Raw genomic sequence first — 20,989 nt, 5'->3', positions numbered from 1 at the left:
GGTTCAGTTTATAACTGCAAATATCTTTGCATGACATAAAAACTCAAAACAAAATCCTATGGAAAGTAAGATGATCGGAAGTAAAATTGCCGAGGCACGAAGAAAAATAAACATGTCACAAGCCCAGCTTGCTGCCCGTTTGTTCATCAGCCAGCAAGCAGTGGGGAAATGGGAAAGAGGAGAATCCATGCCTGACATACTCACTTTAGGTCGTCTTGTTGAAATTTTTGGTGTTGACCTGAACTATTTTTCAGCCAGCATAAATCCTGCGCCTGGCAGTGCCGTCAAGACGCCGATATCTACTGGGGTGAATGCAATGGATAACCCGGATGAAACTTTAGAAAAGCCAAGGAAAAGGCGTGGTTGGGATATGTCTTTAGGAAATTGGGTAGATGCGGATTTTTCCGGATTAAAAAACCTGCAGGAGAAATTCAGTTCTTCCAATATACAACGCTGCAAATTTATAGATGCGGATCTGTCGGAACTTATTTTAAAAAACAATCATGTTGTCAGCAATGACTTTTCGGATGCTGATATGTCCAACAGCCATATTCAGACATCTCATTTAGATAATAATGTATTTAAGCATTGTCAGTTGAAAGAGACCGAATTCTCTTTAAGCCATATTAAAAACTGCGACTTTTCAGGCGCAAACTTTACAGGCGCTACATTTAAATCCAGTGTATTCGAAAAAAATACGATCACTAATGCAGTGTGGCAACACAGCTTCTTTATTGCTATGCAGATTGAGGATATTATTTTCAATGGTGCGCTAAGCAATTGCTATTTTGCAAACTGTGCTTTTAAAAAGGTGACATTTCAAGACGTAATATTGACGAACACTTTCTTTAAAAACAACAGTTACTTAAAACGCATTCAGTTTATTGATTGCAAGGCAGATAATATCAGCTATGCATTTTTGAAAAGCGGAAAAGCAGATGTATCCGGCATCAGTGTAATAAATAAATAAAACTACCACAGGATAACCTGTTTAAAAAACAATGATCAATAGGATGTTCGTTTCCATCTTAAAACCACTATTGAAGTTTCTAATGGATGCCCTGCCGTTTTTATGGTAAATACTTCAATAAAATCGATTATCATTTGCATGATAATGCTGTGAACACAAGAGATTGAATCATAGTTATCCCTCCAAAAGCAAGTACCACGACATTGGATTATAAAAACTATATAATGGAAGAAATTCTTGTTTTTAAAACCAACGCATCGCGCAAAACAAAACTAGAAGATTTGCACATTTTATTGAGTGCTGATCCTCGAATTAAAAGCTGGAATTTTGATTTTTGGGATCGCGATAATATTTTCAGAGTTGTATCATTGGGGATTACAAGCCAGGAGATAATAGAAATTTTATATTCTGTAAATATCCTGGCGTCTGAGCTGCTGTAATTTTTAGTGCCATGTAATTTAATAGAAGTAAGTATTCATTGCGAAGTCCCTGGTATTCTTTAGGGGTCAAATACAGGCTTGTTTGTAGGTTGCATTCGGATCAATTTGATTCATTTTGCGTTTCGCCATGTATGTTAAATGTGCACTACACATGTCTTAATGCAACATATCCCGGATTCTTAGTTGATTATACTGCTGAAGTACAATTGCCGTAACATTGTACAATACATTTGCGAATAGCACCAGTAAGCCTATAAAAATTTTACCTGCTACAATTGCGTGTGTTGCTGAAAACAGGAAAAATAAAAAGCAAGCCCAATGAAACCTGTTGTACATAGCTATAGTAAGCAAGTATTTCTTTGCATCATGCATGCGCGTGATGGTATGGGATTGGTTTTTGCCGGGTAGCTTTCTGGCCAGATCACCGTTCTGAACAAATTTCCGGATCGTTTTTACTTTTAATCTTTCATAAAAACTGCGGCGGCTGCTTAGCTGCAGCAAATCATAAACTCTGTCCGGAAGGAAAGCTGCAACAATACTTACCGAGGCGGCTACTATAAACCACCGGCCTACACCTGTATGATACCAGTAATGCACGAGCGGGTAAAAAGCAATGATGCTCCAGAAAAAATTCAGGATATGGTTAAATGTAGTTCGCACGATTATTCATCAAGGATTGATATCAATATGTCATTATTATGACTTTTAATCAACGCTATTATTTTTTCGCAATCTAAGGATTGCGCTTCTACTCTTAAGATTTTATCACAATCCTGCAGATCAAAATTTAACCTGTACCCCGGAAAGGCTTCTTCAAGACACTTCTGGATTTTCTTTGCAATTTTTCGGGAATTAATATTTGTTTTAAAAACTTCTACCAACTTTTTGAAAATTAATAATATTTTGAATTTGTTTGGTATGCCTTTGAGTATGGAAGCATATAAAGCTAAGCCACTCATAACGTGTAAGCAATCCTACTGTAGGAAACTCTCTATCTAAACATATGGCATTCAGATCTTTTTGTGCTGCAATTAAACACAACTTTTTACGTATCGCTTTTATTTGATTTATTAAGTCATGTTGCTTGTAATCAAAGCCTTGTGGCACAAGAGCAGGATCTGCTTTGGATTTTTCATCCATATTTGAAAAGATTTCTTTCAAGATGGCAACTTTTTCATCTCGCTGTCTTGTTGAATCGCCCGTTTTATTATCCGGGATTCCGTTCCCGCAAAGAACGATGTGTTCTACAACCTGTCCTGCCGACCAGCTATCTTTAAAAGGGATGTTATTCAACATAGTATCACTGGTTTTTGACAGGATGTTGATTAGATCATCGAAAGTGCCATGTAGGTTGTCTGATAAGCTATTCATTAGTTTTTATGGTTTGAAGTAATAAAAATAAAGTGTTTTTTAACTCCTGAACTTGACATAAGACAATAAAATGATGCTCCATTCATTTATAGTCAAAGCAAATAATCAGTGTTTAAAGTGGATATAGTTTCTTAAAACCATTATATACTGCCTGATGAAAAACCGTGGCGTGGTATTCATCGCTTATATGGTCAAAAAATGCAGTAATATGTTTATTTTGGCTTGCTATATTGTAAAGTGTTTTTGCATCTGCAAACATCTTTTTATCTTCCGATTCATTAGGCGCTCCGATATAGACTTTAACCTTGTTGTCTAAACTTTCAATTTTGTCTTTTTGTTTCAGCAATGATCCGTCATTCCACCATAGGCTGGGGCTAACAATGATGTAATTGTCAAATATATCAGTATGTGCCAGTAATATTTCTGTAGCTAAAAGGCCGGCTAATGATTCGCCTATGACCGTTCTTTGCAAACCGGCTCTATATTTCGCGTGCAGGTAAGGCATTAATTCGTTTTTAAGAAATGCAATATAATTTCCAGAGCCGCCATACGCCGCGATAGCTTCTTTTTTGTAACCGTTTTTTTGTATAAAGTCCAGGCTGGTAACTGCAAAAGTAAAGTCGCGCTTTCTATTGGTGTTTTCGATACCAACAACTATTGATTTTGGAAAACGTGCAATCCACGGCTGTGTGTAGTAGCGTACTATACCGGCTATGTGTATAAAATCTTCTTCTATACCGCCGTCAGGGATAAGTATTACAGGGTATTTCAACGTGTCTTTGAAGTTGTAATTTTCAGGCAGATAAATGTTGATCTTCCTGTCTTCACGAAGTATTTTTGAATAAAACTTTTCTGTTATGCCAATATTCAAAGGCGCGCTTATTATCTGTGCAGCGACGTTGCGGCAGCAAATCAATGCCAGTAATACGGTTATAAATCTGATCGATGTTTTCATTGTAATGGTATTAATCAGCAGTTTTTCCAGGCCCTTATTTCTCCGTGATGTAGACAGGACACAGTAAAACATTGCAATTGTTGTTTTTATTGAACAGGCAAAAGTAAATGCCCCGGGTGGTAAAAAATTGTACTTTGCCGACAAAGCAATTAAAGCTTATTGCCTGAAGTGTTATCCGGCTCATAAACCAGTTGCACAACGCCGGACCTGAAAACATTTGTGCCGATTAGTCTAAGGCTTATGCGGTTTTGAAGGTCTTCGAATAATGGTTTTCCGCTACCTAACACCACGGGGTGAAATGATATCCTGTAAACGTCAATAAGGCTTGCCTGTATAAAGCGCTTGATGAGCCCGGCGCCGCCATACAGCCATATATCTTTTCCCGGCGCACGTTTTATTTCCAATACCTTTTCTGCCATATCTGTGTTTATGAATGTAGCTCTATCGTCTTTGCGTTCTTGGCTGGAAAAAACATATTTTTTCCTGGAATGAATACTATTCCAAAACCTTATTTCTGAGGAGCCGGCACCTTCTTCCGGTTGATAATTGCCCCAGGCATCGTAGCTAACCCTTCCGTAAAATATCGTATCGATAGATGATAAAAAGCCTTCAAAATTCATATCGTCGTCCATAATACACCAGTCAATTTCCTTGTTGGGACCTTCAATAAAACCGTCGAGGGATACAGCCAGGTCTAAGATTATTTTTCTCATTGTGCTTAATTTATCTGTAAATTTTATTATCAGTCAGCTAATCTATAATACCGCCTCCTCCCTGCGCACGAAGCGCTTGCAGGCCTGACTTAATTGTACTGATTTCTGCGGCTGAGTGGCCCTGCCAGACTGTGACTTCACCGATCACTTTAAACGGATGTTCAGAGCGGTAAGACATAGTGGGGTTTCCCGGAAATTTTTTATCGGTTACATTCGGATCGTCCTCAACAGGGCCTGTAGCTTCTACCAGATAAATGCGTTGTTTACCGTCGCCGGCAGCAAGTTCTGCTCCCAGCATGGCTGCATGGAATGTTGCAGCAACATATACATGCTTTAAATTTCTATTCTCATAATTAGACTGAAAACCAACTTTAATCAGATCGCCTATTTCCAGGTCTGCCTTTGTACCGTGAAAATACGTTTGCGCAAACGGCGTTGCGATATGAGGGGTTGCGTTCGCTTCCTTTAGTTGTTGCATAGATAATGTTATTTTTTTTGGTTTATGCTTTCTGTTTTCTTTTTCATAATTTCCATCGAGCCCTGGAAATATTTTTCCAGGGTTTGCAGGTCTGCTGCAGAAAATAATTCAAAGAATTGATGAGTATTGTCACGGAAATCCTTATAAAATGGTTCAAGCAGCGCGGTTATTTTAGCAGTATCGGGTATTATGATAATTTTTCGCCTGTCATCTTTATCAAACTCTCTTTTTACCAGTTTCTTTTTTTCAAACCTGTCTATCAACCCGGTAACTGCACCGGTAGTAAGGCCTGTCAAGACAGAAAGTTCGCCCGCCGTCATTGGCCCTTTTTGAATCAGGAATCCAAGGTATTTATGGTCTGTGCCTGTAAATCCCGCTTTGCGGGCAATAGCTTCGTGCATTTGGATGGATGTATAAGCATATTGCTGGCTCAGCCTGTTTACAGATGCAGCCAATTTTCTCTTTGTCATTATCTTAGTATCTAATTATCTTACTTTCAAAGATAATATTTATCTATAGACAAACAAAAAAATGTAGGGAGGGAATGTAAGGGTATTTTATGCTTACTATATTTTTTATTCGCCGGGCATCGCAGTCTCGCGTATTTCAACGCTTGTATTATGCCCGTGTAAGATGGGGCACTTTTTAGCAATCTCAGTTGCTTCCTCCATATTATCGGCTAAAACGATCAGGTAGCCTGCAACTGAATTATTATCAGCTATGTGCGGCGACTCTATTACTTTGTTGCCTGGCATTAATACCCGTCCCTGTTTTGCAAAATGGTTGCCGCCTTCTGCAAGCCTGCCCTTGTCTGAAATGCTGTCGATCCAAAGAGTCCATTGATCCATATAGATTTTCATTTGTTCTTCAGAAGGCTGCGCATCTTTGGAAGTAATATCCATACGGAATAGTAATACAAATTCTTTCATAATGCAATGCTTTAGGTTATTCTTTGATGTATTTTAAACGATCAAAATTAATCAAAGCAGAAGTTTATAAATTGGACAGTTCCGACAAAATCAAAGAATAATGTTTATTGCAGTTTTTTGGTATTTCTTTTGAAGCTGCTTTGGTGATAAACCGGATAGCTGCCTTACGTGGCGTATGAAATGTGACTGGTCTGCATACTGTAAACTATAGGCTATTTCGGTGAGCGATGTAGTGTTGGCAGCTATCTGCTGAAGCGCTTTCTGGAATCTTTCGGTTTTGATGAAGTGCCGGGGAGTAACGCCAACTTGTTCTTTAAATAGCCTTTCAATTTGGCGTTCCGTTGTATTAAACGCACTAACCAGATCTTTTACAGTCACAATACCGGCATTAGATTGAATATAATGAATGAAATTTTTTGCCAGCGCACCCTGCGCGGTTTTCTTATTAAGCTTGTTGAGTAAATACGCTGTAATAATTTCAATGCGTTTCCGGCTGTTTGCAGCAGTAACAACCTCTTCCGTTAAAAAAGGTTCTATGTGATCCTCAATAGAAATCTGCGCATTTGTAAAATGGCAGGCATCCATACCAAATATTTCTTTTATCACATGTGGATAAAATACCAGCCCGAAAGAAGAAAAACTGCAATTATATTGAACAGTAGATGGCACAGTATTCAAACCATGCAACATTCCTATCGGTATCAATGTATTATTGTGTAAAAGGACGCTTTGATTGCAGCCAACCTGAAAAGAGATCCCGAGGCTGTGATCCACATAAGCGTGGAATACAGCAGCAGTGGTTGTGGTCATAGAAACATCCAATGTCCAGAAATACCTGACATGATTTCTCAGTATATCCGGAGGCGGTATGATCTTATAATCCTGCAGCGTTTTTATTTTTTATTTAAACAATACCTTTTTCAAAGGCCCGCACCATCAATGCGCAAGCTTGAGCAATCATCAGTCTGCCGGTTGAGTTATTGTTCAACCTGCAATGTTTTCAACGAATTAAGGTAAGATATTTTTCCCGGTTTTTGATCATTACCCAGAGTATAATAGCAAATATGATCAATGCCATGGGAAGGCCTGAAGGGGCAACGGTGATATGCGTCAGCAAAATTCCAACCATGACAGGAAAAAGAACAATGGCGCCCAATGCCCTGAAACGAGGTATGATAAAAAGTATACCGCCAATTATTTCCACTACACCCACTAAAGGCATCAGCCATATTATTTCCATAATAGCCATATTCATTTTTACCACTTTTTCCGGAAGATCACCAGGCACTGGTAAATAGTTTAGAAACTTGTTCAGCCCGGAGTTGATAAACATTAATCCGCAAAGCAGGCAGAGAACAAAAAGTATTTTAGTTTTCATATTTGAAAATTTAGCACAGGATATTTATTGATTAATGAAAGTAGGTTATTTCATCTCAACGCTGCTTGCCATAAGATAAGAAATCTGGTATAATGTGGAATTGACAGCATGCTACACCTTTATCAATTTCCACCTGCCTCTCTTAAAAATAATATACGATGCAATGGTAATAGCTGCTTCCGAAACAGGGATGGCTATGAAAACGCCGCGTTCCCCCAGATCAAGTTTTTGCGCCAACAGGTAAGCTAACGGTATCTGCAATAACCAAAAACCGAAAAAGTTGATCCAAGTAGGTGTGCGGGTATCCCCGCTGCCATTAAATGCATTCAGCATCACCATACCTACACCATAAAAAATAAAACCGGCAGCCATGATATACATCGCAATTCTTGCAACCCGGCTTACACTTTCCGTTTCGGTAAAAAACGACACCAATACGCCCGCCATCATGAAAAAAACAAGGCTTACAATTACCATGTAGATCACATTGAACCAGACGGTTTTCATTACTGAAGCTTCTGCTCTGTCAGGTTTACCTGCACCTAAATTCTGCCCGACTAATGTTGATGCGGCGTTGCTTAAACCCCAGGCAGGCAACATAAAAAACATCATCAGCCTGAGGGCTGTCTGGTAACCGGCAGAACCTTCATCGCCTCCTGTTATAGCTACCAGCCTCGCCAATACGATCCAACTACAGGAAGCGATCACAAATTGAAATACTCCGGGTGTGGCAATCTTTATCAAACCCTTTATGATTGGCATGTCCGGCACAAAATGCTTCAGTTTTATTTTTATTACTCCTTTACCATAAAACAGATGATAGAGTTGATACAATACACCGATAGTTCTACCTGCGGCAGTAGCAATGGCGGCGCCTGTCAACCCTAAGGCAGGAAGCCCGAGCCAACCTTTGATCAGGATCGGGCAAAGGATAATATTGCAAATATTGGCCACCCAAAGGCTTTTCATGGCTATTGCTGCATTACCCGCCCCGCGAAATACCCCGTTGATAAGAAACAGTAACATAATGGATATACTACTGCCCATCATAATGCGAGTGAAATTAGTTCCATACGCCGCGCTTTCTTCCGAAGCGCCCATCAGCAATAAAATATCCTTAGCATAAATAACTCCTGTAATGCTTAGCAAAATGGTCAAAACCGATGCGGCCAAAATAGCCTGAGCCCCACTGTTTGCAGCCTTTTCCCTGTTCTTTTCGCCAATGCGCCTGGATACAACCGCAGTTGCAGCCATGCTCATGCCAATAGCTATGGAATACATGATGGTGAGCACAGACTCTGTTAAACCAACCGTTTGTATGGCAAAACTGCTTTCTTTAAGATGCCCGACAAAATACAGATCCACCAGGGCAAATACAGATTCCATCATCATTTCCAGCATCATGGGTATAGCAAGCATGATGACGCCTGTAGTAATGCCAATCTTTGTGTAATCAAGTTCTTCGCCTTTAAGCGACCTGATAACGATGGCTATATATTCGCTTATGCGGCGGGTGTTTTTAATAGTATTCATTAATTTGTTAAAAAGGTAAAAGATTATTGCAGGTAAATCAGCTTTTTAAAAAAAAATTAAACAACCTGTTATTTGCAAAATTATAATTTTGGCAATAATGCTTGTAATTGTTCAAGACCCTGTTTAAAACCTTCTTCAAAACCCATTTTAATTAATTCGTCCATTTGTTCTTTCGTTTCAAAACTAAGCTCTGCGACTACTTCAGTACCATTATCAGTTTTAATAAACCTGTTAAACCATTTCGAGCCCGGCATCTCCGTGTTGATGTTCCCGTTTTCGTCACAGAAAGCGTCGTTTGCACTAAAATCTTTTTCAGTGTTGATTTTTATGTATTGCATCAATGACCAATGCTCTTCCTTATCCGGGCCGGTCATAACGTAAAGCCATTGGCCGCCTTCCCTGAAATCCATACTTTTAGTTTTGGCTTTCCATGGACTTGGGCCCCACCACTGGTCAAGTATTTCACTATCGGTGTATGCACGCCATACCAGGCTTACAGGTGCATCAAACTCCCTGGATACTGTAATTTTTTTTGCTGTCACATCTTTGGTGACGATTGTTTTGGTTGTACTCATTTTTTTGGTTTTTTAAGATTTAATAATACATTGTCTAATTGATTAAACCTGTTTTCCCATAATTTCCTGAATTGCTCCATCCATTGATCAACCTCTTTCATTTTCTCCACTTCCAGAGAGTAATGGATTTCTCTGCCGTTTGCTTCCTGTGTAACTAATGCACATTCTGTAAGAATACGCAGATGTTTGGATACAGCTTGTCTTGAGGAATTGAAATGTGCGGCTATTGCAGTGGGTGTCATTGACTGAAATGCCAACAGTACTAAAATGGATCTTCTGGTAGGATCGGCTATGGCCTGAAAAACATCTCTTCTCATTTGCTTCGAAATTCATTGTGAAACTGATTGGTTGCAAATATAAACGCAATTATTTGGTTGCGCAAAATATAGTTTTAATTTTTGTTATTTCTTGCCATAGGGCAAGTTTTTAAAAAAATCAATTTATAAATTAGCCTTAGTGAATAAGTAGGCTGTAAATTTTTTGATCAAACTACCGCGCACTAAAGCTGGTAATCCTTACCCGGCTTTTCCGGCAACAGTTATGTAAGCATAATAGTCCTGACGGGTATATACATCGCTGATGTTTTCACATTTGCACAAATCTTTGAATGTACTGATAATGATTTCCAATTTCCTTACTTTATTACTTTTTGTAAGAATAAGGGTGCGCAGGTTAGCCAAAACTTGCATATTGATTTTGAAACGGCTTGTATCAGCAGGGATTTTGTTAAAAATAAAAGAAGGCCTTCTTACGGAAAGCCTTCAATTTATAGATCATAATAATCCGGTAATTTATTTTCCTCGCGGTCGTACTATTAGTATCAGGAATGAACAACAATAACCTTGTCAAGATAAACGTGAAATCGCTTACTCATACCAATAAATAGGAGCGTTATTAGAAAGAATGTGTGGTATAAGCATTACGCTTCCTTCGACACCCATTCCATAGCTTCCTGGAGTTTTTCCGGGTCATAACCGCGAAACTCGCCGACCATTACTTTACTGAAAATTTCCGTGAATTTCTGAATGCTTTCTTTGTCCGTCACAATGGCGCAGCGGTTCCATTTCGTCAGGTTTTTGATACCGAACCAGGCATCATTCATCCAGGCGCTGAACGTAAAGTTTTTAATGGGTGTGTCCAGCTTCAGCAGGTAATTGAGCTCGTCATATTTGGCGATCTTTTCATCTGCCTCGCGCATTACTCTGTCAAAATCTTCTTTAGTCACTTCTCCTATAGCCTGGTAGGCAACTATATTTTCGGGAGCATTTGCAATAGGTTGTAGCATGTTGTATAATTTAGATTTAAAATTTTCATTGTTAATACAATAATTGTGCTAAACAAGAGCAGATGGAATTTGCCATAAAATTTTCATCGTGTTTGGTAAAATTAACTCGAAAAATTTTATGCACATTTCATAAGTATATTATACCCGCAGCATCTGAAAAACCGGCTAATAAATTCTATATTTGCCACACTAAATATTTACAGATGTATCGTACACACAATTGTGGTGAATTAAGAATTTCAGAAGTTGATAAAGACATTGTTCTGGCCGGATGGGTGCAGACCATACGCAAATTCGGGAGCATTACTTTCATAGATCTGCGCGACAGGTATGGCATTACACAATTATTATTCGGCGAAGAACTTACAGCAACGTTAGACTCGAACCCTTTAGGCCGTGAATTTGTGTTACAGGTAAAAGGTAAAGTTGCAGAGCGCAGCAATAAAAATAAAAATATTCCTACAGGAGATATCGAGGTGCTGGTAGATTCTTTCACAATTTTAAACAAATCGGCAGTGCCGCCCTTTACCATACAGGACGATACCGACGGCGGCGATGACCTGCGTATGAAATACCGCTACCTGGACCTGCGCAGAAATGCTGTAAAGAAAAACCTGGAACTGCGCTATGCTGTTGGAAGAAGTACGCGCAATTACCTGCATGAACAGGGATTTATGGACATAGAAACACCTTTCCTCATAAAGTCCACGCCAGAAGGCGCACGCGATTTTGTAGTGCCGTCAAGGATGAATGAAGGACAGTTCTATGCACTGCCTCAATCGCCGCAAACATTCAAGCAATTGCTGATGGTAAGCGGCTACGACAGGTATTACCAGATCGTGAAATGCTTCAGGGACGAAGACCTGCGCGCAGACCGCCAACCGGAATTTACACAGATCGATTGCGAAATGTCTTTCGTGGAGCAGGAAGATGTGCTCAGCATGTTTGAAGGGCTGGTAAAACGGATCTTTAAAGATGTAAAAAATATTGACTACAACGAGCAGGTGCAGAGAATGACCTGGGAAGATGCTATGTGGCATTACGGCAACGATAAACCGGATATACGTTTCTGCATGAAGCTGGCCAACCTGAAATTCCCACACTATGTATTTCCTGCTAAACAGGGAGACAGCGGCACGATTGCGGGAACGGATTTCAAGGTTTTCAATGATGCTGAAACGGTTCTGGCTATTGCCGTGCCGGGTGCAGCTGAATATAGCCGTAAACAATTGGACGAACTTACAGAATGGGTAAAACGGCCGCAGATCGGTATGATGGGGATGGTAAATATCCGGTACAATGCAGACGGCTCTTTAAAGAGCAGCGTTGATAAATTTTTCACAGAAGATAAGCTTCGGCAGATAGCCAATGTGGCGGAGGCTAAAGCCGGCGATCTTATTTTAATACTTGCCGGCAGGGAAGAGCGTACCCGGAAAGCTATGAGCGAACTGCGCTTGGAAATGGGCAGGCGCCTGGGCCTGAGAAAAGATGATGAGTTCAAACTATTGTGGGTACTGGATTTCCCGTTGTTTGAATACAATGAAGAAAACAACCGCTGGGTAGCGCGCCACCATCCGTTTACATCTCCCAAGCCATCAGATATTGAAACCATGATCAGCAATGATCCCGCGATTGCCGACCCGGAAAAATACCTTGAGCATCCTTATGCCAACATCAAGGCTAATGCCTACGACATGGTGCTCAACGGCAACGAGATCGGCGGCGGATCCATAAGAATTTACCAGAAAGAGTTACAATCAAAAATGTTTGATGCGCTGGGCATGAGCAGGGAAGAAGCCAACGAAAAGTTCGGCTTCCTGCTGGGAGCTTTTGAATATGGTGCACCGCCACATGGCGGTATTGCTTTCGGCTTCGACAGGCTTTGTGCTATCCTTGGCGGAAGCGAAAGCATCCGCGACTTTATCGCTTTCCCCAAGAACAACAGCGGACGCGACGTAATGATAGACGCACCAGCATCTATAGACAGCAAACAATTAGATGAATTGAGATTATCTTTGAAATAAGATAATAAGATCAGTTTAATTTTACAGGCTGATTCTCTAAATCCGGTACTATTACGTTTTTTTAGTGGCTGTACTTTATAATGTAAAATTACTCATTACGGGCACAAGCGGACGCTTGCGCCAGTGTAGGGAATTAGCTAAGTCAAAAAGCAATCCTATTCCACATTTGCAATGTCGAATAAGCTATCAGGAGATTTGAAATCTCCCGATACTGCTTCGTGATTACAAATCGCGAAGAGCGGCGGTTAGAGATGCCCTATGGAACATGCTGAAGAGCAGACTATTCGTGCATTACTGGCACAAGCGGACGCTTGCGCCAGTGGGGGGAAATAAAATTATTCTATATTTCCTAATTTAAAGTATAAATCAAATGTATCTTTATTAACATATATAGTATCATTGTCATTATTTTTATAAATTAAATAAGGAAAAGGGAGATCATCTAAAGTATGTACATACGTCATGTCATTAAATGATATTTCTGGTCCATTAAATTTCCAATTTTTAAAATTTTTGGGGTTAGTAATGAGAGTACTATAAGCTGTATTTAAAAAACCAACATTTTTAAGATAAATACCGCCTCTTATAGTAGTGTTTGCCTTTGTTACTTTTGTTGTATCAATTCTTATCTCTTCATTTACTTTCCCAGCATTTAAATAAAAAATGTTTTCTTTAATTATTAGAATACAAACTGTAGAAAAACAAATAAAAAAATATATAATAATAAAAAGTTTCTGCTTCGTCATAAAAAAAGAATTATTTTCCTATAAGTTTTTTTATTGCTGGTGACAAATCTCTTATTTTTTGTACAGTAACACCTCTGTTTAAATTGATACACCAACTCCAAGCTTGCTATTCGACATTTGCAATGTCGAATAAGCTATCCGGAGATTTGAAATCTACCAATACTGCTTCGTAATTACAAATCACAAAGAGTAGGGACCTTGCCGGACATCTCTAAAAGCGGACTATCTGCATTACTGGCACAAGCGGACGCTTGCGCCAGTGTAGGGGTCCATAATTGACGTAAATCTAATTGTTTGTTTCCGTATTTGACAGGCTCTTTACCCACACGGTTACATTTTAAAAAATATATAGGCTAAAATGTAACTAATGTGCGCTGACATCTGTCCTATAACAAAATACCTTGTGATATCATTCGGTTGCAAATGGCTTGTTGTTGTCAGGGTCAGTTCCAAAGCGTATTACATGTCCATCAGGATCTTTTACATGCATTTCCAACGCCCAAGGATAATTTGTAGGCGGCATTAAGATTGGTACACCTTCAGCAAGTAATCGGTCATATAGTTCATAAATATTACCTTCAAAGCCCAGCCACAGCCAAGTGCCAGATTGGCCTTGTGCCCCACGGCATAAATATATTGCACCGCCATCTTTCTTAATACTGGTAAAATTATCATTACCCCATTCGTCTTCTGTGAATCCGAGGATGCGAGTATAAAACGCTCTGCTCACAGTGATATCTCTCACAGCTAGAATGGGTTGAATCCCCTCTATACGATAAATTGATTTTAGTTCCATATTTCAGATTATTAGTTGGTCGTAATTACAATATGGTCGCATTTCGAGGCATATTGATAGCACTAATTAAATGTTCTCTTCCATATTTGACAGGCACATTATCCCGCTATTCTACATTTGTAAATCATAAAGAAGATAATTTATTGCTCATATTATGACATTAAGTATTCCAAATATACTATAAAATATAATATCATACTATTGAAAGATAATTAAGAAATAAATTGCCTGCTATACCTGCTATTCCACATTTGCAATGTCGAATAAGCTATCGGCAGATTTGAAATCTCCCGATACGGTTCGTGATTACAAATCACGAAGAGTAGGGGGCCATGCCGGACATCTCTAAGAGCAGACTATTCGTGCATTACTGGCACAAGCGGACGCTTGCGCCAGTGTGGGGAGCCGGGGCTATTTTTTTATTTTAAAGCTGGGGGAATAATATTCGCTCGTTATATTATTAAAGTTTCTACCATATATCACTCTTAACCTATATTTTTCAAATTCATATAAATTATCATAATTACGAGAGAATTTCTTTAAATCAAATAAATAGTACTTTTTTTCGTCAGAATTTAGTGTTTTAATCGCTGTTGCTTTAGAAAAAGGATTGGCGATATCTGTTATCAACTCTTTGTATACACTATCTTGATAAAAATCCAAGCTAATGTAGTAGTAAACTATGTTTTTAGAGTGATTTATAATTTCAATATAATTACTACTATCAATATAGTATACGTCTTTAATATTTGACAATGATATTGCTTTATCATTTGTATTGATGCAAGCAAATGATAGTATATTTACAATAAGAAATTTTTTTAAATTCATATTATACAGTATTTACTCTTGAAATATTTTTACCGTTTCGTATTTCCTAATGTTGAAGTATTATTAGAAGGATAATCCTGCTATTCGACATTTGCAATGTCGAATAAGCTATCCGGAGATTTGAAATCTCCCGGTACGTCTCCTCGATTAATCAAAGAGCGGGGAGGCTATTTTGTTCAAAGAACTGTTACAGATTTTCGTATTACTGGCACAAGCGGACGCTTCCGCCAGTGTAGCGGCATCCCGGAGATTTGAAATCTACCAATACTGCTTCGTAATTACAAATCACAAAGAGCGGGGTAGTACTTGCAATTACGAAGAGCAGGTGGAATATTATGTAATAGTTTCTATACCTTTCATGATTTTTTATAATTATAAATAAAGAGGTTTTGCGATATAGCGTCTTACCAAGACTTTACTAATCCCTGCTTCCGGATATTGAGTTTTATAAATTTCAGTAAGATCTTGTGTTAATTCCACAATTTTTGTAGAACCCAGATACCCGACTTTGTAAAGCTGTATGTTATTATTAAAATTCATTGTTAGATTCTCATTATCGAAATGATAAGTGCCCTTCACCCTTGAACCGTCTCTCATCTTAACCTCCAGCTCATCCGATTCAGAATGAAAATCATATACGGTTCGAATAAGAAGTACGGCTGACTTCCATAGTTGTTGTCTCAGCTCTTCAGCTAATTCTTTATCGTTGGCTTCAACAATTGCCTCAAATAGATATTTTTGGGGCACCTCCACCTCTTCCCAGTACCCGGAAAAAGTGCTGACGAAAACATTTATTGACTTTAAACATTTTGAATTATTCTTCAGATGTAAAATTGTCTTTCCTGGTTTAGTACCCTTAATGATAATTGTATGCCCTTTGATAATCGCAGATGCTATTGTTCTGTCATCTGCTTCCACAACTAACGAGGTAGGATCTGAGAAAATTTTTATTGAATCTTGTTGCCCAATCCAGATCGAAATTCGATCTTGGTCGAGTTTAAGCTCTCTCTCGTACTCGTCCTTGCTGCACGAGGTAAAAGCCACAAAGCAAATTATAAACAGATTAAACAATTGAAGTATATTCATTTTTTTTAATTTAAAGTGTACATATCGGGCGCTATGTGTTTTAATAATAATAGATCTTTCTCTTCACCACCAATCGTTTTTTATAATTTTCTATCCTAAATTTTTTTACCCAATTACCTTTTTTATCAACTTCATATTCATACTTTTCATGTTTCTCATATTTTTGCGGGCCGTTGATAAATAAATCACTAACAATAGATTCTTTGTATTCATTTATAAATCTATAATTATTGTAACTATAAGACCTTAAAATATAATTTTTACTTTTATTTTGTTCAAGGTAAGAAATAAGGATGGATGAAATCCTGTTATTATTCGTATACTTTAAGGTGCATTTTTGATATGGTTCGTTTATGTTTTGATTTGACATCCAAAAAAGTGTTCTGTTATAGCTTTGGATAACAAAGTTTTTGTTCAAAACTATGGAGTCAGCTTTATATATCTTTTTACCATTCTCAAAATGTTCTGCTCCTGTAATAATATCAAAATTATTGTAATGATATATAAAAGAATCTTTTCTACATTTTTTTTCTTGATAATTTGGAGCATCGACATATTGACAATCTTGTTCTGATAATAAGCCTCTATCATTGTATTGATATTTACATTCTAATATCAATTTTGAAGGATTAAACTGTTTATATTCGGTCAATCTTCCATCTTTCGAAAGTATTAACAGTTCTTTGAACGACACTGCTTTTCTTTGAGAATTGAAAGATGTTTTGATAATTCGCTTAGCGGGAGACTTTATATCATTTCTTAGGTCTACCTCCACGTAATGAGAAGCAAATAATATTGCATCGTAATTCGTCTGAGCTAATGAACTGTAAGCAATCAAAAGCACAAATAACAATGAGGTATATCCTTTATTTATTATCATTTTATAAAAAATATATTTTGAATACGCATTTCATTATAGGTAGGTAGATTTTCCCGCTATTCTACATTTGCAAATCACAAAGAAGATAATTTATTGCTCACATTATGACATTAACTATTCCAAATATACTATATTATACCTGCTATTCCACATTTGCAATGTCGAATAAGCTATCGGGAGATTTGAAATCTCGCGATACTGCTCCGTGATTACAATCACGAAGAGTAGGGGGCCTTGCGGGACATCTCTAAGAGCGGACTATCCGTGCATTACTGGCACAAGCGGACGCTTGCGCCAGTGTGGAAGATAATTAAGAAATAGATTGCCTGCTATACCTGCTATTCCACATTTGCAATGTCGAATTAGCTATCGGGAGATTTGAAATCTCGCGATACTGCTCCGTGATTACAAATCACGAAGAGCTTATGAGCAGGTTAATTGAATTTTTAATACTTTTCACTAAAAATAAGAGAAAATGAATTTTGAGGGGCAAACTGTGGGGCAAATTTTTAAAATGCATAAACGCCTGATAAACAAAAAAGCCCTGAAACGTAGTGTTTACAAGGCTTTCATGTTGCTCCTCAGACTGGACTTGAACCAGTGACCCTCTGATTAACAGTCAGATGCTCTAACCAACTGAGCTACTGAGGAATGCTTTGGGAGTGCAAATATAAAAGCATTTTAATTCTTTCCAAAAAAAACTAAAGCTTTTTTTAAAAACCCATATACATCACTTCTTTAACTCAGCTACGGCTGCTTTTACCGTAGCATTGGTATAGTTGCTGATAATGAAATAGCCCTCATTGCGCCACAATTGCCTGCCTAAAAAAGCCTTGAACATATCCAGCAGTTCCTGTCTGGCAACAGGAGCCAGCGATGAAATATCATAACCCTTGTTCAATGCATACAGCTCTATATTTTTCCAGTCATTGTCAGATGTCTGGAATCTTTTACAGAAGTCATGCGGTGAAGTGTACCGGTGCAAGTTTTCAGCGTTGGCAATATAATATTTGTAAACAAACTGGTTCAGTGAACCGTTCACATAAAAGTTGCGCACCTGCTCCGGAAAATGCAGTGTATCAAATGCTACAAACCTGTCCGGACGAATGGCATCGTGCGAATAAAGCTTTTGCCCGGCTTTATTTACAAATTCTTTCTTTTGCTGGGAGGAATCATTAACGTTGCCAAACTGCTTCTGAATATTTCTGCCCAAAGGCGTGAAGTACCTGGCTACAGAAATGCGCACTGCTCCACCATCGCTGAGCCTGAACAGGTTTTGTACCAGCGCTTTTCCGTAAGTCTGCCTGCCAATGATAGGTGCCCGGGCATAGTCCTGCATTACTGCTGCAAAAATCTCAGCAGAAGATGCGGTAGCTTCATCTACCAGCACTGCCAGCGGCAGGTTTTTATGAATGCCGTCGCGCAAACTTTTATAATCTTTTTTGCCGGCTTTATCACTGGTAGAAAAGATCAGCCGGTTAGCAGGAAAAAATTCGCTGGCTATCTGGTATGCCTGTTCCATAATGCCGCCCGTATTGCCGCGCAGGTCAATGATCAATGATTGCATACCCTTGGCCGCAAGCGTTTCTGTATGCTGCATAAATTCCTTGTAAGATGTTTCTGAAAACTTGCTGAGCTTGATCAATGCTATGGAGGTATCAATCTTATAGGCTACTTCTATGGAAGGAAGTGGCACAATGGTAGCAATTACGGGAATCTCAAGTATTTTGTGGTTGCGTGAAACGGTAAAAGACAATTCATTACTTTTCCTGATCTGCTCGCGCAGCGTCTTACGGAAGTCAAAACCAGGCTGGTTGGTATAGGTCACATCCATACCATTTAATTTTATCAGGTGGTCGCCTACTTTCATACCCGCTATCTCTGCCGGGCCTTTGGAGGTCATACTGAAGATATTGATAGTATCATCAATCTTTTCATAGTCTATACCTATGCCTTTAAATGTGCCCTGCATTTCTTCCGAGAATACCTGTGCCTCCATAGGTGTAAGGTAAGCAGAGTAGGGGTCCAGCTCTTTCAGGAAAGAAGATACTGCTTTATTGCGCACATAATTTATGTCTATATCATCTACATAATTCTTTTGAATGATGCGCGTAATCTCGTTTAATGATGACGGAGATGTATTCTTAAGAAAGGTATTGGTAGTCGTATCTTTTTTTAGTTTATAGCCGATAGCCATACCCAGTATCATAGACAAAGCTATGAGTAGCGGCAGCCATATCTTCAGTTTAGGTGTGTTCATTATTTTTATCAGCTGAAAATTTCTGCGAATATCTTATAAAAATCGCATTTAAGCAGTAACATATTTTAAGACAATAAATATACATTTAATTTTTTTGCTTAATTCAGAAATAATTATAAATTAGATAATTATTAAGCTTCAAAGAAAAATATACATGTCAGTAAAACTAATAGCAGACAGTGGCTCAACAAAATGCGATTGGTGCCTTGTAGATAATAAAAAGAAAAATTATACAACTACTATTGGTCTCAGCCCTTATTTTCTTTCAACAAGCGAGGTAGAAGATGTTCTGCAAAAAGAAGTGGTGCCTTTGTCTGCCAAAAAGCAGCCGGGGGAGATCTGGTTTTACGGCACAGGAATGGGCGATCTGAAAAATGTAAAAAACCTTACCGCAACTTTTAAAAAACTATTCCCAAACGCAGAGGTGCATGTCTCTAATGATATGCTGGGAGCAGCAGTATCTGCATGCGGCGATAGCAAAGGCGTAGTTTCCATATTAGGCACGGGTTCCAGCTCCTGTTATTACAACGGCAAAAAGATCGTAAAAAGCCGTTTCGGCATTGGTTACATTTTAGGTGATGAAGGCAGCGGCTCTTATTTCGGCAAAAAAGTAATACAACATTTTCTGTATGATATTTTCGATGCCGATCTGAAACATAAGTTTGAAGAAAAATTCCATACTGAAAGAAATGAACTCATAGAAAATGTTTACCGCAAACCTATGGCAAACCGTTACCTGGCTTCATTTACCATGTTCCTCGCTGAGAATCGTGGCCATTACATGATAGAAAATATTATTGAAGACGGCATTAATGATTTTATACATAACCACCTTTATAAGTTCAGCGAGTCCTGGAATATGCCGGTGCATTTTGTAGGAAGTGTTGCCAACGGCTTCAGAGATGTGATAGCAAATCTATGCGATGCGGCAGGGCTGGAGCTGGGAAAGATTGTACACAAACCCCTGGATAATCTGATTGATTATCATTGTGCCCGTAGATAAACAGCAATCATTCGGCCTCATGTACACGTGCTGCAAATGCCGGGTTGAAAAATCTTTATTTTGCCAGGCCGGAATTCTTATCCGGAATAGCCATAAGATTATCCATCTATAGCAACCGAATGAGTATTCAATCTAAAAAAAGATCGTTATTCCTTGTGGCAACTGAAAAAGAATAAATATACACACATAAAATTTGGTATGTTCTTTGTGTTTATAATAGTAAACAATTATTAAAAACTAAATTAAACACTATGTCAGTTAAACCAAAAGATATTGCAACTTTCCTCTTAGGTGCAGCCGCTGGTGCAGCAGCTTTGAAGTATGCAACAATGAGCGATGAAGAAAAAGAAAAAATGATCAATGCTGTAAAAGATAAAGCAAACGATCTGAAAAGCCAGGCTGAAACTACTGTAGAAAATGCCAAAGATTATTTTTCAGAACTAAAAACCAAAAGTTCAGAATACCTGAAAGACAACTGGGCTGAAGCTGAAAAATATCTGCAGGAGATTTTTAAAGGTAAATTGAAAGGCGAAGAACTTGTTGAAGATGTTAAGGATGGTGTAGATACTGCCGTAAGCCATGTAGACTCAGCAGCTGAAGATGTGAAAGACAAGCTGGATGATCTGGATACAGAAGAAGGAAAAGTTTATCCGGCTTAATCTGCGGATAACCTGAAATAAGAAAAGCTGTCTTTTTGAATAGGACAGCTTTTTTAATGATAATTCAATGCTTTACA

25 protein-coding genes and 1 tRNA gene are annotated in these 20,989 nt (G+C 38.5%); 5 read left to right on the top strand and 21 right to left on the bottom strand.

Annotated features, from left to right (window positions below):
• Nucleotides 1–58 precede the first annotated feature (58 nt).
• Nucleotides 59–970 carry a helix-turn-helix domain-containing protein gene (locus tag OD355_RS12295; protein ID WP_263038788.1) on the top strand — a complete coding sequence of 304 codons (912 nt, stop codon included), beginning with the start codon at nucleotides 59–61 and terminating at the stop codon, nucleotides 968–970.
• A gap of 224 nt (nucleotides 971–1,194) precedes the next feature.
• On the top strand, nucleotides 1,195–1,410 hold the full coding sequence (locus tag OD355_RS12290; RefSeq protein ID WP_263038787.1) for a hypothetical protein: 216 nt from the start codon (nucleotides 1,195–1,197) through the stop codon (nucleotides 1,408–1,410).
• A 156-nt stretch (nucleotides 1,411–1,566) separates the two neighbouring features.
• Here OD355_RS12290 and OD355_RS12285 read toward each other — a convergent pair whose 3' ends face one another.
• The 14 genes from OD355_RS12285 to OD355_RS12220 form a co-directional block, all read right to left on the bottom strand.
• Nucleotides 1,567–2,070 (bottom strand): glycosyl-4,4'-diaponeurosporenoate acyltransferase CrtO family protein, encoded by a 504-nt coding sequence (locus OD355_RS12285; RefSeq protein WP_263038786.1) that lies wholly within the window; start codon nucleotides 2,068–2,070, stop codon nucleotides 1,567–1,569.
• A 204-nt stretch (nucleotides 2,071–2,274) separates the two neighbouring features.
• Nucleotides 2,275–2,781, bottom strand: coding sequence for a DinB family protein (locus tag OD355_RS12280; RefSeq protein WP_263038785.1), 507 nt, complete (start codon nucleotides 2,779–2,781; stop codon nucleotides 2,275–2,277).
• 112 nt (nucleotides 2,782–2,893) lie between these two features.
• Entirely contained in the window at nucleotides 2,894–3,736 is an 843-nt protein-coding gene (locus OD355_RS12275; RefSeq protein ID WP_263038784.1) for an alpha/beta hydrolase, read from the bottom strand.
• A 149-nt stretch (nucleotides 3,737–3,885) separates the two neighbouring features.
• Entirely contained in the window at nucleotides 3,886–4,449 is a 564-nt protein-coding gene (locus OD355_RS12270) for a dihydrofolate reductase family protein (RefSeq protein WP_263038783.1), read from the bottom strand.
• Nucleotides 4,450–4,486: 37 nt separating this feature from the next.
• Nucleotides 4,487–4,927 carry an NAD(+)--rifampin ADP-ribosyltransferase gene (arr, locus tag OD355_RS12265; protein ID WP_263038782.1) on the bottom strand — a complete coding sequence of 147 codons (441 nt, stop codon included), beginning with the start codon at nucleotides 4,925–4,927 and terminating at the stop codon, nucleotides 4,487–4,489.
• Between the two features lie 8 nt (nucleotides 4,928–4,935).
• On the bottom strand, nucleotides 4,936–5,397 hold the full coding sequence (locus OD355_RS12260; protein ID WP_263038781.1) for a MarR family winged helix-turn-helix transcriptional regulator: 462 nt from the start codon (nucleotides 5,395–5,397) through the stop codon (nucleotides 4,936–4,938).
• A gap of 105 nt (nucleotides 5,398–5,502) precedes the next feature.
• Nucleotides 5,503–5,856, bottom strand: coding sequence for a YciI family protein (locus OD355_RS12255; RefSeq protein ID WP_263038780.1), 354 nt, complete (start codon nucleotides 5,854–5,856; stop codon nucleotides 5,503–5,505).
• A gap of 90 nt (nucleotides 5,857–5,946) precedes the next feature.
• Nucleotides 5,947–6,726, bottom strand: a complete 780-nt coding sequence (locus tag OD355_RS12250; RefSeq protein WP_317619118.1) for a helix-turn-helix domain-containing protein — start codon at nucleotides 6,724–6,726, stop codon at nucleotides 5,947–5,949.
• Nucleotides 6,727–6,856: 130 nt separating this feature from the next.
• Complete coding sequence (locus OD355_RS12245) at nucleotides 6,857–7,234, bottom strand: DoxX family protein (protein WP_263038778.1); 378 nt, start codon at nucleotides 7,232–7,234, stop codon at nucleotides 6,857–6,859.
• Between the two features lie 111 nt (nucleotides 7,235–7,345).
• A complete protein-coding gene (locus OD355_RS12240; protein WP_263038777.1) occupies nucleotides 7,346–8,767 on the bottom strand; it encodes an MATE family efflux transporter in 1,422 nt (473 codons plus the stop codon).
• Nucleotides 8,768–8,847: 80 nt separating this feature from the next.
• Entirely contained in the window at nucleotides 8,848–9,342 is a 495-nt protein-coding gene (locus tag OD355_RS12235; RefSeq protein ID WP_263038776.1) for an SRPBCC family protein, read from the bottom strand.
• The gene (locus OD355_RS12230) at nucleotides 9,339–9,659 is read right to left on the bottom strand and encodes an ArsR/SmtB family transcription factor (RefSeq protein WP_263038775.1); all 321 of its coding nucleotides are present in this window, start codon (nucleotides 9,657–9,659) and stop codon (nucleotides 9,339–9,341) included. Before OD355_RS12230 ends, OD355_RS12235 begins: the two co-directional genes overlap by 4 nt.
• A 198-nt stretch (nucleotides 9,660–9,857) precedes the next feature.
• Nucleotides 9,858–10,031 carry a hypothetical protein gene (locus tag OD355_RS12225; protein ID WP_263038774.1) on the bottom strand — a complete coding sequence of 58 codons (174 nt, stop codon included), beginning with the start codon at nucleotides 10,029–10,031 and terminating at the stop codon, nucleotides 9,858–9,860.
• A gap of 230 nt (nucleotides 10,032–10,261) precedes the next feature.
• A complete protein-coding gene (locus OD355_RS12220) occupies nucleotides 10,262–10,627 on the bottom strand; it encodes a SpoIIAA family protein (RefSeq protein ID WP_263038773.1) in 366 nt (121 codons plus the stop codon).
• A gap of 203 nt (nucleotides 10,628–10,830) precedes the next feature.
• On the opposite strand from OD355_RS12220, the gene aspS reads away from it, so the two are divergent.
• Nucleotides 10,831–12,651, top strand: a complete 1,821-nt coding sequence (gene aspS, locus OD355_RS12215; protein WP_263038772.1) for an aspartate--tRNA ligase — start codon at nucleotides 10,831–10,833, stop codon at nucleotides 12,649–12,651.
• Nucleotides 12,652–12,986: 335 nt separating this feature from the next.
• On the opposite strand, the gene OD355_RS12210 is transcribed toward aspS, so the two are convergent.
• The 7 genes from OD355_RS12210 to OD355_RS12180 form a co-directional block, all read right to left on the bottom strand.
• The gene (locus tag OD355_RS12210; protein WP_263038771.1) at nucleotides 12,987–13,397 is read right to left on the bottom strand and encodes a hypothetical protein; all 411 of its coding nucleotides are present in this window, start codon (nucleotides 13,395–13,397) and stop codon (nucleotides 12,987–12,989) included.
• A gap of 409 nt (nucleotides 13,398–13,806) precedes the next feature.
• Nucleotides 13,807–14,193 carry a VOC family protein gene (locus OD355_RS12205; RefSeq protein ID WP_263038770.1) on the bottom strand — a complete coding sequence of 129 codons (387 nt, stop codon included), beginning with the start codon at nucleotides 14,191–14,193 and terminating at the stop codon, nucleotides 13,807–13,809.
• A 411-nt stretch (nucleotides 14,194–14,604) separates the two neighbouring features.
• On the bottom strand, nucleotides 14,605–15,024 hold the full coding sequence (locus tag OD355_RS12200) for a hypothetical protein (RefSeq protein ID WP_263038769.1): 420 nt from the start codon (nucleotides 15,022–15,024) through the stop codon (nucleotides 14,605–14,607).
• 372 nt (nucleotides 15,025–15,396) lie between these two features.
• Nucleotides 15,397–16,110 carry a hypothetical protein gene (locus tag OD355_RS12195; RefSeq protein ID WP_263038768.1) on the bottom strand — a complete coding sequence of 238 codons (714 nt, stop codon included), beginning with the start codon at nucleotides 16,108–16,110 and terminating at the stop codon, nucleotides 15,397–15,399.
• Nucleotides 16,111–16,150: 40 nt separating this feature from the next.
• Entirely contained in the window at nucleotides 16,151–16,990 is an 840-nt protein-coding gene (locus tag OD355_RS12190; RefSeq protein WP_263038767.1) for a hypothetical protein, read from the bottom strand.
• Between the two features lie 577 nt (nucleotides 16,991–17,567).
• A tRNA-Asn gene (locus OD355_RS12185) sits at nucleotides 17,568–17,641 on the bottom strand.
• Nucleotides 17,642–17,720: 79 nt separating this feature from the next.
• Entirely contained in the window at nucleotides 17,721–19,250 is a 1,530-nt protein-coding gene (locus tag OD355_RS12180) for a S41 family peptidase (RefSeq protein WP_263038766.1), read from the bottom strand.
• A 154-nt stretch (nucleotides 19,251–19,404) separates the two neighbouring features.
• Here OD355_RS12180 and OD355_RS12175 point away from each other — a divergent pair, with 154 nt between their 5' ends.
• Entirely contained in the window at nucleotides 19,405–20,253 is an 849-nt protein-coding gene (locus tag OD355_RS12175; RefSeq protein WP_263038765.1) for a BadF/BadG/BcrA/BcrD ATPase family protein, read from the top strand.
• Nucleotides 20,254–20,504: 251 nt separating this feature from the next.
• Nucleotides 20,505–20,912, top strand: coding sequence for a hypothetical protein (locus tag OD355_RS12170; RefSeq protein WP_263038764.1), 408 nt, complete (start codon nucleotides 20,505–20,507; stop codon nucleotides 20,910–20,912).
• Nucleotides 20,913–20,989: the final 77 nt, after the last annotated feature.

Origin of the sequence: Haoranjiania flava (assembly GCF_025631005.1) — a bacterium.
Classification (GTDB): Bacteria; Bacteroidota; Bacteroidia; order Chitinophagales; family Chitinophagaceae; genus Haoranjiania; species Haoranjiania flava.
Note: the sequence above shows the minus strand (reverse complement) of the source record. Positions and strands in the feature narration are given on the sequence as shown.

What these genes read in the sequence shown, in the direction of transcription:
- OD355_RS12270 (WP_263038783.1), bottom strand. Translation starts at nt 4,449, where the DNA reads ATGAGAAAAATAATCTTAGACCTGGCTGTATCCCTCGACGGTTTTATT.
- OD355_RS12195 (WP_263038768.1), bottom strand. Translation starts at nt 16,110, where the DNA reads ATGAATATACTTCAATTGTTTAATCTGTTTATAATTTGCTTTGTGGCT.
- OD355_RS12220 (WP_263038773.1), bottom strand. Translation starts at nt 10,627, where the DNA reads ATGCTACAACCTATTGCAAATGCTCCCGAAAATATAGTTGCCTACCAG.
- OD355_RS12200 (WP_263038769.1), bottom strand. Translation starts at nt 15,024, where the DNA reads ATGAATTTAAAAAAATTTCTTATTGTAAATATACTATCATTTGCTTGC.
- OD355_RS12190 (WP_263038767.1), bottom strand. Translation starts at nt 16,990, where the DNA reads ATGATAATAAATAAAGGATATACCTCATTGTTATTTGTGCTTTTGATT.
- OD355_RS12275 (WP_263038784.1), bottom strand. Translation starts at nt 3,736, where the DNA reads ATGAAAACATCGATCAGATTTATAACCGTATTACTGGCATTGATTTGC.
- OD355_RS12175 (WP_263038765.1), top strand. Translation starts at nt 19,405, where the DNA reads ATGTCAGTAAAACTAATAGCAGACAGTGGCTCAACAAAATGCGATTGG.
- OD355_RS12230 (WP_263038775.1), bottom strand. Translation starts at nt 9,659, where the DNA reads ATGAGAAGAGATGTTTTTCAGGCCATAGCCGATCCTACCAGAAGATCC.
- OD355_RS12255 (WP_263038780.1), bottom strand. Translation starts at nt 5,856, where the DNA reads ATGAAAGAATTTGTATTACTATTCCGTATGGATATTACTTCCAAAGAT.
- OD355_RS12280 (WP_263038785.1), bottom strand. Translation starts at nt 2,781, where the DNA reads ATGAATAGCTTATCAGACAACCTACATGGCACTTTCGATGATCTAATC.
- OD355_RS12205 (WP_263038770.1), bottom strand. Translation starts at nt 14,193, where the DNA reads ATGGAACTAAAATCAATTTATCGTATAGAGGGGATTCAACCCATTCTA.
- OD355_RS12180 (WP_263038766.1), bottom strand. Translation starts at nt 19,250, where the DNA reads ATGAACACACCTAAACTGAAGATATGGCTGCCGCTACTCATAGCTTTG.
- OD355_RS12240 (WP_263038777.1), bottom strand. Translation starts at nt 8,767, where the DNA reads ATGAATACTATTAAAAACACCCGCCGCATAAGCGAATATATAGCCATC.
- OD355_RS12260 (WP_263038781.1), bottom strand. Translation starts at nt 5,397, where the DNA reads ATGACAAAGAGAAAATTGGCTGCATCTGTAAACAGGCTGAGCCAGCAA.
- OD355_RS12245 (WP_263038778.1), bottom strand. Translation starts at nt 7,234, where the DNA reads ATGAAAACTAAAATACTTTTTGTTCTCTGCCTGCTTTGCGGATTAATG.
- OD355_RS12235 (WP_263038776.1), bottom strand. Translation starts at nt 9,342, where the DNA reads ATGAGTACAACCAAAACAATCGTCACCAAAGATGTGACAGCAAAAAAA.
- OD355_RS12290 (WP_263038787.1), top strand. Translation starts at nt 1,195, where the DNA reads ATGGAAGAAATTCTTGTTTTTAAAACCAACGCATCGCGCAAAACAAAA.
- OD355_RS12295 (WP_263038788.1), top strand. Translation starts at nt 59, where the DNA reads ATGGAAAGTAAGATGATCGGAAGTAAAATTGCCGAGGCACGAAGAAAA.
- arr (WP_263038782.1), bottom strand. Translation starts at nt 4,927, where the DNA reads ATGCAACAACTAAAGGAAGCGAACGCAACCCCTCATATCGCAACGCCG.
- OD355_RS12170 (WP_263038764.1), top strand. Translation starts at nt 20,505, where the DNA reads ATGTCAGTTAAACCAAAAGATATTGCAACTTTCCTCTTAGGTGCAGCC.
- aspS (WP_263038772.1), top strand. Translation starts at nt 10,831, where the DNA reads ATGTATCGTACACACAATTGTGGTGAATTAAGAATTTCAGAAGTTGAT.
- OD355_RS12210 (WP_263038771.1), bottom strand. Translation starts at nt 13,397, where the DNA reads ATGACGAAGCAGAAACTTTTTATTATTATATATTTTTTTATTTGTTTT.
- OD355_RS12225 (WP_263038774.1), bottom strand. Translation starts at nt 10,031, where the DNA reads ATGCAAGTTTTGGCTAACCTGCGCACCCTTATTCTTACAAAAAGTAAT.